This window comes from Rhizobium sp. Root708 (genome assembly GCF_001429725.1).
Lineage (GTDB): Bacteria > Pseudomonadota > Alphaproteobacteria > Rhizobiales > Rhizobiaceae > Rhizobium.
Map to the genome: position 1 here is coordinate 45,272 of NZ_LMHV01000023.1, position 12,071 is coordinate 57,342.

General features: G+C 60.8%; 11 protein-coding genes. 4 read left to right on the top strand and 7 right to left on the bottom strand.

The genetic code is table 11. The features are described 5' to 3' along the window. Nucleotides 1-101: 101 nt before the first annotated feature. Complete coding sequence (locus tag ASE04_RS14675) at nucleotides 102-1,817, bottom strand: FAD-dependent oxidoreductase (RefSeq protein WP_056818449.1); 1,716 nt, start codon at nucleotides 1,815-1,817, stop codon at nucleotides 102-104. Between the two features lie 16 nt (nucleotides 1,818-1,833). Then, nucleotides 1,834-2,136 carry a UBP-type zinc finger domain-containing protein gene (locus ASE04_RS14680; RefSeq protein WP_056819086.1) on the bottom strand — a complete coding sequence of 101 codons (303 nt, stop codon included), beginning with the start codon at nucleotides 2,134-2,136 and terminating at the stop codon, nucleotides 1,834-1,836. A 722-nt stretch (nucleotides 2,137-2,858) separates the two neighbouring features. Here ASE04_RS14680 and ASE04_RS14685 point away from each other — a divergent pair. After that, nucleotides 2,859-3,098: a hypothetical protein gene (locus ASE04_RS14685; protein WP_056818452.1), complete on the top strand. Its 240-nt coding sequence runs from the start codon at nucleotides 2,859-2,861 to the stop codon at nucleotides 3,096-3,098. A gap of 87 nt (nucleotides 3,099-3,185) precedes the next feature. Here ASE04_RS14685 and ASE04_RS14690 read toward each other — a convergent pair whose 3' ends face one another. Then, complete coding sequence (locus tag ASE04_RS14690) at nucleotides 3,186-4,298, bottom strand: NADH:flavin oxidoreductase/NADH oxidase (protein WP_056818454.1); 1,113 nt, start codon at nucleotides 4,296-4,298, stop codon at nucleotides 3,186-3,188. Between the two features lie 351 nt (nucleotides 4,299-4,649). On the opposite strand from ASE04_RS14690, the gene ASE04_RS30995 reads away from it, so the two are divergent. Together ASE04_RS30995 and ASE04_RS14700 are read left to right on the top strand one after the other, a co-directional pair. Beyond that, the gene (locus tag ASE04_RS30995; protein ID WP_056818456.1) at nucleotides 4,650-5,039 is read left to right on the top strand and encodes a copper resistance protein CopC; all 390 of its coding nucleotides are present in this window, start codon (nucleotides 4,650-4,652) and stop codon (nucleotides 5,037-5,039) included. Nucleotides 5,040-5,066: 27 nt separating this feature from the next. After that, complete coding sequence (locus ASE04_RS14700) at nucleotides 5,067-5,330, top strand: hypothetical protein (protein ID WP_056818458.1); 264 nt, start codon at nucleotides 5,067-5,069, stop codon at nucleotides 5,328-5,330. A gap of 93 nt (nucleotides 5,331-5,423) precedes the next feature. Here ASE04_RS14700 and ASE04_RS14705 read toward each other — a convergent pair whose 3' ends face one another. From ASE04_RS14705 to ASE04_RS14715, 3 genes are all read right to left on the bottom strand, one after another. Beyond that, nucleotides 5,424-7,673: a CDC48 family AAA ATPase gene (locus ASE04_RS14705; RefSeq protein ID WP_056818460.1), complete on the bottom strand. Its 2,250-nt coding sequence runs from the start codon at nucleotides 7,671-7,673 to the stop codon at nucleotides 5,424-5,426. Nucleotides 7,674-7,868: 195 nt separating this feature from the next. Further along, the gene (locus ASE04_RS14710) at nucleotides 7,869-9,050 is read right to left on the bottom strand and encodes an FAD binding domain-containing protein (protein ID WP_082597351.1); all 1,182 of its coding nucleotides are present in this window, start codon (nucleotides 9,048-9,050) and stop codon (nucleotides 7,869-7,871) included. Between the two features lie 10 nt (nucleotides 9,051-9,060). Then, nucleotides 9,061-10,266 (bottom strand): MFS transporter, encoded by a 1,206-nt coding sequence (locus tag ASE04_RS14715; protein ID WP_056818461.1) that lies wholly within the window; start codon nucleotides 10,264-10,266, stop codon nucleotides 9,061-9,063. A gap of 103 nt (nucleotides 10,267-10,369) precedes the next feature. Between ASE04_RS14715 and ASE04_RS14720 the strand changes: the two genes are divergently transcribed. Continuing rightward, the gene (locus ASE04_RS14720; RefSeq protein ID WP_056818463.1) at nucleotides 10,370-11,272 is read left to right on the top strand and encodes a LysR family transcriptional regulator; all 903 of its coding nucleotides are present in this window, start codon (nucleotides 10,370-10,372) and stop codon (nucleotides 11,270-11,272) included. 44 nt (nucleotides 11,273-11,316) lie between these two features. Here the strand turns inward: ASE04_RS14720 and ASE04_RS14725 are convergent, their stop codons facing one another. Next, the gene (locus tag ASE04_RS14725) at nucleotides 11,317-11,913 is read right to left on the bottom strand and encodes a helix-turn-helix domain-containing protein (protein WP_156408797.1); all 597 of its coding nucleotides are present in this window, start codon (nucleotides 11,911-11,913) and stop codon (nucleotides 11,317-11,319) included. Between the last annotated feature and the right edge of the window lie 158 nt (nucleotides 11,914-12,071).

The following is a 12,071-nucleotide window of genomic DNA, read 5'->3' on the forward strand; positions in this document are numbered from 1 at the left end:
TCCTTGCCTCCGGTGAGTATCCGATTATGGGGATCCGTATCTTGGACAATCGGATTCCGATTTGTATTGAATGACCGGAGCAAAGCCGCCGACAAAGCGTCCTACCGCACGGCGTGAAGCAAACGGTCTTCCCGAGCTACCGCGGCTCCATCGAACGCCTTCAACGCCTCATGAATTTGACTGACGACAGCCGCCCCCTCGCCGACCGCGGCAGCAACCCGCTTGGTCGAACCGGCCCTGATATCGCCGATCGCAAAGACATTCGGAACGCTCGTCTCAAGTGGCAAGGTTTGCCTCGCGCGGACTATGTCCCCGCGCGCTTGCTGGCCTGTCACGATGAACCCTCTCTCATCGACCGAAATCCCTGCCGGGAGCCATTCCGTATTGGGATCGGCGCCGATGAAGACGAAGAGGTGCTGCACGGAAAGCGGCTTCTCGACGCCCGACATCAGGTCCCTGATCACGGAAGACGAGAGTTTGCCCTGTTCATCCCCGCTAATGCCGACAATCTCACTGCCGACATGAACGTCGACATTTCCAAGCGCAGCGATGCGCTCGACAAGATAGGCTGACATTGTCTCTTCAAGCGGTCGGCGGACGACGAGATGCAGGCGTCTGACTTGCGGCGCCAAATACACCACGGCCTGGCCGGCAGAGTTGCCGCCACCGATGAGCGCGACGTCTTCCCCGCCGCAGAGCTTCGCTTCGATGGGCGACACCCAGTAGGAAACCCCAGATCCCTGGAAGTCCGCAAGCATCGGAATGCTCGGTTGCCGGTACCGCGCCCCTGACGCGATCACGACAGTTCGCGCGCAAACTTTCTGGCCGTTGGAGAGCGTGAGCGCGAAGGGACCACTCGCCGTGTTCTCCGGTGCCGCAAGGTTTGCAACAGCCAGCGGCAGGGCGATTTCGGCGCCGAACTTCAGCGCCTGATTGAAAGCCCGCCCCATCAACGCCTGGCCCGTTATGCCGGTCGGAAAGCCGAGGTAATTTTCGATCCGCATCGAGGCGCCGGCCTGTCCGCCTGCGACTGCCTGCTCGAGTACCAAAACATCGAGCCCCTCGGAACCGCCATAAACTGCTGCAGCAAGACCAGCGGGGCCCGCACCGACGATTGCAACATCATAGACGCGCCCTTTATCCAATGTCGGTGTGATGCCGAGGCAGCGCGCCACCGCCGCCTCGTTCGGGTTCTTCAGGACAGTGCCACCAGGGCAAACCATGATCGGCAGGTCGGACGAGGCGATGCCGAGGCGCTGCACAAGCGCGAGGCCTTCGACGTCAGATGTGGCGTCCAAGGCAATATAGGGATAGCCGTTTCGGCGCAGGAAACCTTCAAGGCGGACCAGTTGCCCGCTACCGGGCGTGCCGATCAGCACTGATCCAGAAGCGCCGCTATCGATCAGCGCGACGCGCCGCAGGATGAAGGCGCGCATGACGAGCTCACCGATCTCAGCGGATCCGACGATCAGCGCTCGGACATGGGCTGCGTCGAATGGGATCGCTTTGCAGCCGCAGGTGCCCGCCCGGGCACCGACAAGCGACGGGCGCGCCGAAAGCTGACTGACCTCCCCCGAAAATTGGCCGGCAGCCAGTGTCACGATCGGTGTTTCGCCTCGCAGCCCCGTGCCGCTGAATATCTCAAGCTGACCATCGAGGACGAGCCACGATGATGCATTTGTTTCTCCGATCGCAAGGATCGCCGCTCCGGGCTGGAAGGAGACCGGGTCCGCTGACGAGAACCGTCTCGCGACCGCAACTTGCTTAACATCGAGGACAGGGAATTTCTGGTCGTCGCGAGATGTGGAGCCGGCCATCGTTCGATCCTCTCGATCAGTAGTAACGCGGTATGGGACCGTTCTGAGGGGTTTGGTCCGGCAGATCGACGAAGGTCTCATCAATGAAGCACCACCCCCAGCCCTCGGGTGGATCGTAACCTTCGATGATCGGGTGTCCCGTTTGGTGGAAATGCGCCGTGGCATGCTTGCCGACGGACTGATCGCAGCAGCCGACATGCCCGCATTCGCGACACAGGCGGAGATGAAACCACTCCATTCCCTGCTCAAGGCATTCTTCACAGCCGAAGGTTCGGGGCGTCACGGAGCGGATTGTCGATTTGTGCGCACAGGCGGTCATGAGCGGTGCCATCCTCTAAAGCTGCGGATATCGTTTCAAGATCGTCCCATCTCTACCGACACCTGTGACGCCGGTCTTGGACATATTGCCTGCACTTGTACCGAAAGATCGCGATGCAAATCGGCCGACGTGCGAAGGCGTGCCCGACTATACCTGAGTATGATTACGACCAGCGCCGCGTGCTGATAGCGTGTTGCTTATTGATTGCTCGAAATGAATACTGATCGCGGAGACTATTTTGTTCCAGATACCCTTCACAACAGCGCAAACCGAGAACCATCGGTTGCTCGCGCAAGTGCTTTGCTCTTCAAAGCATCCGCGTCATGACGTTGGCCAGCGCGTTCCCTCATCTCCCAGCCACGTCGCCCTCGAAGAGGAGCCGGTGCCTGGCCGGAGGGAGAGGTCGGATCGGGGCAATGGTCCGTCCACGGCGCCGAAGCATCGCGTATTCAGTGAACTTTCCTTGACCGAGGCGATATCGGATCCACTGATCGGACTACTCAACGAGGCTGACAACGTTGACGCAAGATCGTTTGCTCAGCTTCTCCAAAGTGCGTCACGCGTCCTGGAGTTTCGATCCGTCGCGCGATCGCAGTAAGCGGTTCTTTCGAGGCTCCCCTCGAGGCTGCCTTTAAACTCCGGTCCGACGGAGGATGAAGAGATCCACTCTCCCCATCGTCGAGGCCGTGTCAGACAACTTTCAAACCTCAAGGAGCACTCGCTTGCATGTAACGTATCATGTCGACAAACACGACGGCGGCTGGGCGTACCACGTCGATCAGGTCTGGTCCGAGACATTTTCAGATCACGGATCGGCTTTGAAAGCAGCAAGGGCCGCGGCATCGCGCCAAGGCACGAGCGACGCGAGCGTTCTGGTGACGTATGAGAATACCAGCGGACAATGGGTCACGGAGCTGGCCGGAAACGGCGAGCGTGTCGACGCCAATGTCGTGGATACCTGACCAGTCTTCTCGGCCAATCGCAGCGGAATCCGTACAGGTGAACAAACATGCGGTGAGCGGCATTTCCGTCGTTCACCGCATTTTGCGTTATTGGGCCTTGTGCTCGAAGAGGTGCCGGAATTGCCTCGGCTGGCACCGCAGGTACTGATCCGCGGCCTGGACGGTCTCGCCGAAATGAGCCGCAGCGTGCCATGGCCAACGCGGGTCATAAAGAATGGCTCTGGCAATCGCGACGAGATCCGCGTCGCCTGTCGTCAGGATGGCTTCCGCCTGCTCGAATTCGGTAATGAGGCCTACGGCGATCACCGGAATCTTGACGGCCTGTTTGACTGCCCGCGCAAGGGGGACCTGATAGCTTGGGCCAACGGCGATTTGCTGGTGATGCGCCAGACCACCCGACGATACGTGAATCGCGGAGCACCCGCGCGCTTCCAATGCGGTCGCGAAGTCGATGGTCTGCTCGACATCCCAGCCGCCCTCGGCCCAATCCGTCCCGGATAGCCTCATCGTGACAGGCTTGTCCGATGGGAAAGCTTCGCGAACCGTATCAAAGACTTCCAGCGGGAAGCGTAACCTGTTTTCCAGGGAGCCGCCGTACTCGTCGATCCGTTCATTGGACAGCGGTGACATGAATTGATGGAGCAGGTAGCCATGCGCGCCATGAATCTGGATGGCGTCAATGCCCAGTTCCGCGGCTCGTCTTGCCGCGTCGCCGAAGGCTGCACGGATCCGCTGTAGACCGACCTTGTCGAGGGCATTCGGATGGTCGTAGTGCTCCCGAAAGGGAATTGAACTCGGCGCCACCGTCTTCCAGCCACCCTCGGCGTCCGGCGCAATCTGGTGTCCGCCCTTCCAGGGAATCTCCGAGGAGGCCTTCCTGCCAGCGTGGCCAAGTTGTACGGCAATCGGCATATCGGACCAGCGGCGGATCCCAGTGAGCACCCGGTCCATCGCCCGCTGACACCCGTCGGAATAAAGGCCCACGTCGCCATACGAAATCCGACCTTCGGGGGTTACCGCTGTCGCCTCGATGGTCAGAATACCGGCACCGGACAGGGCAAGATTTCCGAGATGGATAAGATGCCAGTCTGTCATTTCGCCATCGGAAGCGGAGTACTGGCACATCGGCGCGATGACGATGCGGTTCTGCAGTTTCAAGGATCCGATTTCGAAGGGTGAGAAAAGCTTGGTTGCACTCACGGCATCACCTTTCAGTTGGTAGTCTCGCCTTGACGGCGGGAACGGAGGCCCGGACAGGCGTCCGGTATCACGAGCAAGGATCGCGGGCGAGCCTCTTCGTTGTTGACTGCGTGATTGTGCAATTCGGCCAGCCGATTGGCGATCATACCATCGTCGAGCGCAACTAAACCTTTTGCCTGCCGAATGCGGACTTTTCCATGCGACGCCGAAGAACCCACCAGCCGCCGCAGCCTCGTCCGCGCTAGCCTGCCTAACACCAAGGTATGCCCGTCCTATACTTCAACGTCATTTAAAACCCGCCGCCCGCGGGCGATTATTAGGCTGCATTTTATTCAACACGGGAGCCGCAAGATGTTCAGGAATACCGTGATCGCAACATCCATCGCCGTGGCATTGTTCCTGGCCACGCAAGCGCAGGCGTCGCTTGAGCCAAACGGAAGGTTGTCAGGCCCGGCGGAACCCTTCCAGAATCTCACGCTGTCGTTCACCTCCACGGTCGACGTGGAACGTACGCAGGTCAGGATATTTGGCCCCAACGGCGAAGTCGCTGTCGGAAAAGCCCAGAGGAGCCGAGAGGGCGAACTGGTCATACCGATAGCCGCGGCGCTGGAGCCCGGCATCTACACGGTTCGGTTCACCGCCTATTCGACGGAAGGGCAATCGCTGCAGGGAACGTCGACCGTCACAGTTCCCTTGCGGGCACCTTCGGCAAGATATTCGGCCGAGTTGCCGTCGCTCTAGCATCAACCCGATTACACGAGGTCGAAAATGCTTCTCCAAGTCCATATCCCGGATGTGAAGAATGGCCCGCCGGCCGTGGCTTCCGCTCCCCGAATACTTCGCGCGGCCAACTGCAATCTGCCGCGCGGCATCGATGCCGGGCCGTTCACCGCGCCGGCCAAACCACGGCAACTCTGGTTGCCCGCAATCGTCACCGCCGTGGCAGCGGTAGCGTTGTGTGCGGTGCTCCTCGTTGCTGGCGTCCAAGCATTGTCGCTCGTTGATATCCAGACCATACAAAGCCTTCATTGATGGAGGGCAGCGGCAAGGCCGCAACAACGAGAAAGGCGCCAGCATAACCGGCGCCCTTTGGAGGATTACGGGACTGTTGCCCCATACACTCCCTCACTCCTTCGTCTGACGCAGTGGCGTGAAGCCGATCTGCATTTTCTGCGGGTTTTCCTGCCGAAGTGTCCGCAGCATTTCCTCGTATTCCCGCTCGACCTCCGGTGTAACAGACGGCCGGACCTCCTCCAGTGCCTTCGCGAAGTTATCTTTGGTGACGATCGTTGCATCGAGGGACTGCCGCAGCGCGATCAAGCCGGCCCGCCGGGTCAGATCCTCCAGGTCCGCGCCGGTGAACCGTTCGGTCTTCTCCGCCAGTTCATCGAGGTCGACATCGGCGGCAAGCGGCATCTTCTTGGTATGGATGCCCAGGATTTTCCGCCGTGCCTTCACATCCGGCACCGGCACATAGACCAACTCGTCGAACCGGCCGGGGCGGAGCAGCGCGGGATCGAGGAGGTTCGGTCGGTTGGTCGCCGCCATCACCACAACCCCCTGCATGTCCTCCAGACCATCCATTTCAGCCAGCAGCGTGTTCACCACCCGCTCCGTCACCGCCGGCTCCCCAAACCCGCCGCCACGCGCGGGTGCAAGAGAATCAATCTCGTCGATGAAAACCACCGTTGGGGCAACCTGACGGGCCCGCTCAAAAAGCCTCGAAACCTGCTGTTCGGACTCGCCGTACCATTTCGACAGCAGATCGGACGACTTCACCGCGACGAAATTCGCCTCCGCCTCCCGGGCAACGGCTTTTGCAAGGAGTGTCTTGCCGGTTCCAGGAGGACCGAAGAGCAGGAAGCCTTTCGCCGGCCGGATCCCCATCCGCTTGAACGACTGGGGCGACCGCAGCGGCAGCTCCACGCCTTCCCGCAGCTTCATCTGCGCGTCATCCAGGCCACCGACATCGTCCCAGCGGACGTTGGGTGCCTGGATCATGATTTCACGCAGCGCCGAAGGTTGAATACGCTTCAGCGCCGAGGTGAAGTCGTCCTGCGTGACCGTCAGCTTCTCCAGCACCTCGGTCGGAATACCTTCCTTCAGATTGATGTCCGGCAGGATCCGTCTCAGCGCGTCCATCGCCGCTTCACGCACCAGGGCGCCAAGGTCCGCCCCGACGAAGCCGAAGGTTGTCCGCGCGATCTCGTCAAGATCGGTGTCCTCGGCAAGGGGCATGCCTCGCGTATGGATTGCCAGGACTTCGCGCCGCCCGTTCTGATCGGGAACGCCGATGACGATTTCGCGGTCGAAGCGGCCGGGGCGACGGAGCGCTTCGTCGATGGCGTCCCGTCGATTCGTCGCGCCGATAACGACGATATTCTGGCGCGGCTCGAGGCCGTCCATGAGTGTGAGAAGCTGGGCAACAATGCGCCGCTCCACCTCCCCGGTTACCTGCTCACGCTTTGGAGCGATCGAGTCGATTTCGTCGATGAAGATGATCGACGGAGCGTTTTGCGAGGCTTCCTGGAAAACCTGACGCAACCGCTCTTCGGATTCGCCATAGCGGCTACCCATGATTTCGGGGCCGGCGATATGATAGAAATTCGCTTCGGTTTCGTTGGCGACGGCACGCGCGAGAAGCGTCTTGCCCGTCCCCGGAGGTCCATAAAGGAGAACGCCCTTCGGTGGATCGATGCCGAGGCGCTGGAACAGTTCGGGGTGGCGCAGCGGTAGTTCGACCATCTCACGGACTTGCTCGACGGACGAGCCGAGACCGCCGATATCGTCGTAGGTTACATCAGCGCGCCGTGCCTCTTTCGGCTCCTCGAATTGTGGGCGCAGCTCCACGACCGTTTCCGCGGTCATCTGGACGATCCCGCGAGGTTGCGTGGAGACGACGACCAGCCTGATTTCCTGCAAGCCGTAGGCCGGAAGGTTCAGCAGGCGCGGATCCCTCACCCGTTGTTGAACAGACGTCGAAACCACATCGCCCGCGACCATGGGAAGGTGCAGGAAGGTGCGCTGCAAGGCTTCGCCGGATCCCTGAAGGACAAGGTTCTTTTGCGCCGGCGCAAGTATGACCCTCGTCGCGGGACGGGCTTCCGCTTTGCGCACTTCCACGTGGTCGCCGCTCGACGCGCCGGCGTTGACGCGCTGGAGGCCATCCAGTCGAATGATATTCAGCCCGTGGTCCTCTTCATAGGGGCGCATTGCGATCGCAGCCGTATGCCGGCGACCGATCAATTCGACAAGATCTCCCTCGCCAATGCCGATCTTGGTCATCGAAGCTGCGGACATACGCGCGATGCTCGCGCCGGCATCCTGCGGCCGCATGTTTGCGACTTGAAGCGTTAGGTCGTCTGACACAGGCATTTTCCCTTAATCAACGTCTTGAGTGAGGATCATCGGGTTAGTTAGGAGAGCGCGAGGAATTGCAAAGACGGCATGCTCCGCTCACGGAAATTCTGGCTATGATCTCGAAATGGTATCGTGCAGGCGGGGAGCGGCCAACTGTACCAAGGTGTACGTTCGTGTGCTGCCGGTACGAATAGCGGTAAATCTTTCGCACTATTTCCATCGAAATGGCCCGAGGTAGGCCATTCCAACCGGTCGAACGATAGGGGTTCTGTCCAGCGATGAGAGCGCCGTGGCGCCGAGTTGACGGCCGAGTTCCACGATCTTCCTGCCGACCTCGATCCGCTCGCCTTCATATGCCTTCAGTGCGGATTGCAGGTCTTCGGCCTGCCTCAAGTGGTTTCGCAGAGAGATTACATCCCCTGCGGCTTTGGAGACGCCCATGGCTGTATGGGGACGCGCGATGAAGGCGGCATCGCCGACCAGCGCGGTGGCACTGCCAACCATATGTCTCGCCTCATAGTCGAAGATCGCCTGGATCGACGGGGTTGGCTCGGCCTCCACGGCCAAGGCGAATGGTGGTGGCAGCAGACGACTGGCATCGACGCGCAGAAGTTCCCGCCGTTCATTCGAGAGCTCGCCTCGCGGCAAGGAAAGCTCGAATGTCTTGCCTGATGTTCCCGTAAAGAGCGCCGGAAGATCGCCCTGATCGACGAAGCGGTACCACACCCAGTTATACCGGCGCTGCCCTTGGCCGATTTCGCCGTTGGGACCGGGGACCAGATACCCGAGCATGTGATTGCCCGGCGCCACATAGAACGCGAAATCGCCGGCAAGAACAGAAGCGGCCTTCGGGAGCCGGTCTTCAGCAATCAGCCCGCGCCATCCAACATAGCCGGCATAGCTGTTCCTGGTGTCCGGATTCATCGTGGCGCGGGCGGTTGAGCCGATCCCGTCCGCCCCTACGACGAGATCCGCACTTTCAGTGCTGCCATCGTCGAACTCGAGCAGGGAATAGCCTGCCTCCTCGCGCACCCCGACTACCGGCTTGCCAAGAACGTAAGCACCGGGATCGAGCCGCGCGGCCACGGTCGAATAGAGCAGGTCCCACGATATCTGTGTTTGAGGCATGTGAGCCCGCCGCGCGATCGCACCGGATCTCTCGAACCAGATGCGATCCTGCGAGACCACGCCGAACGTCGCAAGATGCTCAACGCCGATTTCCCGAAGGATGTGAAATACCTCCTGCTGCGGCACGAGGCCTGCTCCCCTGCCGGCAAAGCCGGACGAGGAGCGTTCGTAAACCTTCACATCATGCCCATCGCGGGCGAGAAGGATTCCGGCAAAGAGGCCCGCGAGCGAACCGCCGACGATACGAATACGGAGAGGCTTCATCTCGATTTCCTTAGTTGGCAGCCTGAATCTTGGGACGAACATGCTCGATCACACGGACCGCCAACGCCATCAGACCGAGGGCGCCACCGAGAACACTGACGCCAACCCAGCCCTCGTAGCTCCAGACGGTGGAGGCGAGTGCAGCACCCGCGGCACCGCCGAGGAACATGGCTGTCATGAAGATGGTATTGAGGCGACTGCGGGCCTCCTGATCGAGCGCGTAGACGATATGCTGGTTCGAGACCAAGGCACTCTGAATGCCGAAATCGAGAACGATGACACCGATGACGAGGGCGATCAGCGAGTTCCAGAAGCCGAACATCAGCCAGGATGCGATCGTCAGAATGGTTCCGAGCCATACGACGAAGTGCGGACCTTTCCGATCCGCGACCTTGCCGGCCAACGGGGCTGCAAACACTCCGACGGCCCCGACGACGCCGAACAGGCCGGCAACATCCGCGCCAAGGTTGAACTTGGGCGTTGCGAGATAGAGCGCCAGGACGGTCCAGAATGCGGTGAAGGAACCGAAGAGAGCCGCCTGCATCAAGGCTGCGGTTCGCAGCGCACGCTCGCGCTTCCAGAGGTGGACGAGAGACCGCAGGGCGTTGCGGTAAGCCATCCGTGACGTCGGTGCATGATCGGGCAGCGTCATGAACATCAGGCCGGAAGCCCCGAGTGCCATTGGGACGCCGAGCCAGAACATTTCTCGCCAGCCAAAGTGCTGCCCGACGAAACCCGACAGGGTTCGGCTAAAGAGGATCCCGGAGAGAACGCCCGCCATGACGGTGCCGATCGTCGAGCCGCGCTTTTCGGGCATGGCAAGGGATGCGGCAAATGGCACTATCTGCTGAGCGACCGTCGAAGCGGCGCCGACGACCAGGGATGCAAGCACCAGTGCCCAGGCTGTGGGCGACAGTGCGGCCAACACCAGAGCTGCGGCCAGAACGATGAATTGTCCGATGATCAACTTGCGACGATGGACGATGTCGCCCAGCGGGAGCAGCAGGAGGAGCCCGAGAGCATAGCCCAACTGCGTCGCTGTGGGGATGAAGCCGGTGACAGGCTCGTGCGCGAAATCCGCCTCGATAATGCCGAGCATTGGCTGGTTGTAGTAGATATTGGCGACGGCAATGCCACTTGCAGCGGCCATTGCGAAAAGTGCGGGCTTGCCCAGCCCCGCCCTGGGCTTGTGGGCATGTTTGGCATTGATATCCATGGCTTTCACCTTCGTTGGATGAGGTCTACGAGATATCTAGCTTTTTACCTTGCATGGATTTAGTGGTCTTGGATGTTCTGCCTCTATAACGGAATTCGATATAATGAACACGGATGACGTTCTGGTCTTCACGACGGCGGTCAATGCAGGGAGTCTTGCCGAAGCAGGCAGGCGGTTGGGTATCGGCCCGATGGCGGCGAGCCGACGGCTTGCCGCGCTCGAGGAGGCTTTGGGCGTCAGGCTTCTGCATCGCACGACGCGCTCGATTTCACCGACCCCCGAGGGGGAAACGTTCCTGCCGTTTGCTTTGGCCTTGGTGGAGAACGAGGCGGAGGCAAAGGCGCGTCTGCGATCCTCCGAGCGAGGTGCGGCTGGATTGCTGAGGGTTTCCGTACCGGTGTCCTTCGGCTTGAAGTTCGTGGCTCCCTTCATCCCCGACCTGCTGAAAGAAAATCCGGAACTCCGCATATCGCTGGATCTGACGGACAGCCTTCCTGACCTGATCGCGACCGGGACAGACCTTGCGATCCGGATTGCGCGGCTTCGCGACAGCAGCCTGATCGCGCGGAAGATCGCGGACAATCCGCGCGTGCTCGTCGCCAGCCCGGATTACCTCGCACAGCGAGGAACGCCGACTTCGATCGACGACCTGACAGCCCACGACTGCCTTCCACTCCGCGGTGCCACGCATTGGACGTTCCGGGAGGGTGAAGCCGAGAGACACATACGTCTGAACTTCCGTTTCACCAGCAGCAGCATCGAAGGATGCCACGCTGCAAGTATCGCGGGCGGCGGTATCGCACTGCTGTCGTTGTGGAATGTGTCTGACGACATCCGCGAAGGTCGCCTTGTTCCACTGCGCTTGCAAGGTGCGGAGCCCGAAGCGATCGGCATCTGGGCGGTCTATCCGACGACGAGGCTTGTCCTTCCCAAGGTCCGCACCTTTATCTCTGCTCTGAGATTACGGTTGGAGAATGTGACGGATCTCTTGCCGGAGGTGGAGTGAGTTTGCGCGGTCGTGCCAGCCAACGGATCGGTGATGGCGCCCCGTCAGATAGCGACCGCCGAGAGCTGGTCCCGCAATGCAGGCCGGCGATGCACTGCTCGTGAAGCAGTTTTGATGCGGCGCCACGCGCTCGGCGTGCTTCCGGTCATGCGCTTGAAAATTCGGGAAAGGTGGGCCTGATCCGCGAGGCCGCAATTCAGCGCGATCTCGCAAAGCGGAAGGTCGGTGTTCAGCATCTGCTCTTTGGAGCGCTCGATCCGGCGTTCCATGACATAGGCATGCGGCGGGAGCCCGAAGCTCGCTTTGAACGCCACTGAAAAGTAACTCGCGCTGAGCCGCGCGACCGCGGCAAGCTCGCCCAGCGAGATCCCGCCGTCTATCCGGCTCTCGATGAATGCGCGGAGTTTCGCGATCTGCCACGCCGCAAGGCCGCCACTGGATGGCGCCCTCAAGGTCCCTGCCCGCTCACCTGCCGGCTGGAGCAGCGTAGACGCCCTTTTGACGAGATCGATTGCTGAACTCTCGTCATCGTCGATGCATCCGAGAGCGTCGAGCAGCAAACGCGAGATTTCCGTCGACGTTTCGGCAGCGATTCCGAAACCGGAGATGGGAGCTCCAAGGGCGACACTATTGGATTGCATAACGGATCTCCTGCGCAACATCGCTTTTCGATGCAGTGATCATGGCCGACGGCCCACCTGCGCGGAATCCTACTGAAATCTAGTTCTTACCAACCTCCGGCGTGCATGGGACATACCTAGGTATAGGCCGTGCCGGCTGGAAGGAGGCCTGCGTCCGC

What these genes read in the sequence shown, in the direction of transcription:
- ASE04_RS14700 (WP_056818458.1), top strand. Translation starts at nt 5,067, where the DNA reads ATGCTTCTCCAAGTCCATATCCCGGATGTGAAGAATGGCCCGCCGGCC.
- ASE04_RS14710 (WP_082597351.1), bottom strand. Translation starts at nt 9,050, where the DNA reads ATGAAGCCTCTCCGTATTCGTATCGTCGGCGGTTCGCTCGCGGGCCTC.
- ASE04_RS14720 (WP_056818463.1), top strand. Translation starts at nt 10,370, where the DNA reads ATGAACACGGATGACGTTCTGGTCTTCACGACGGCGGTCAATGCAGGG.
- ASE04_RS14725 (WP_156408797.1), bottom strand. Translation starts at nt 11,913, where the DNA reads ATGCAATCCAATAGTGTCGCCCTTGGAGCTCCCATCTCCGGTTTCGGA.
- ASE04_RS14715 (WP_056818461.1), bottom strand. Translation starts at nt 10,266, where the DNA reads ATGGATATCAATGCCAAACATGCCCACAAGCCCAGGGCGGGGCTGGGC.
- ASE04_RS14675 (WP_056818449.1), bottom strand. Translation starts at nt 1,817, where the DNA reads ATGGCCGGCTCCACATCTCGCGACGACCAGAAATTCCCTGTCCTCGAT.
- ASE04_RS30995 (WP_056818456.1), top strand. Translation starts at nt 4,650, where the DNA reads ATGTTCAGGAATACCGTGATCGCAACATCCATCGCCGTGGCATTGTTC.
- ASE04_RS14680 (WP_056819086.1), bottom strand. Translation starts at nt 2,136, where the DNA reads ATGACCGCCTGTGCGCACAAATCGACAATCCGCTCCGTGACGCCCCGA.
- ASE04_RS14705 (WP_056818460.1), bottom strand. Translation starts at nt 7,673, where the DNA reads ATGCCTGTGTCAGACGACCTAACGCTTCAAGTCGCAAACATGCGGCCG.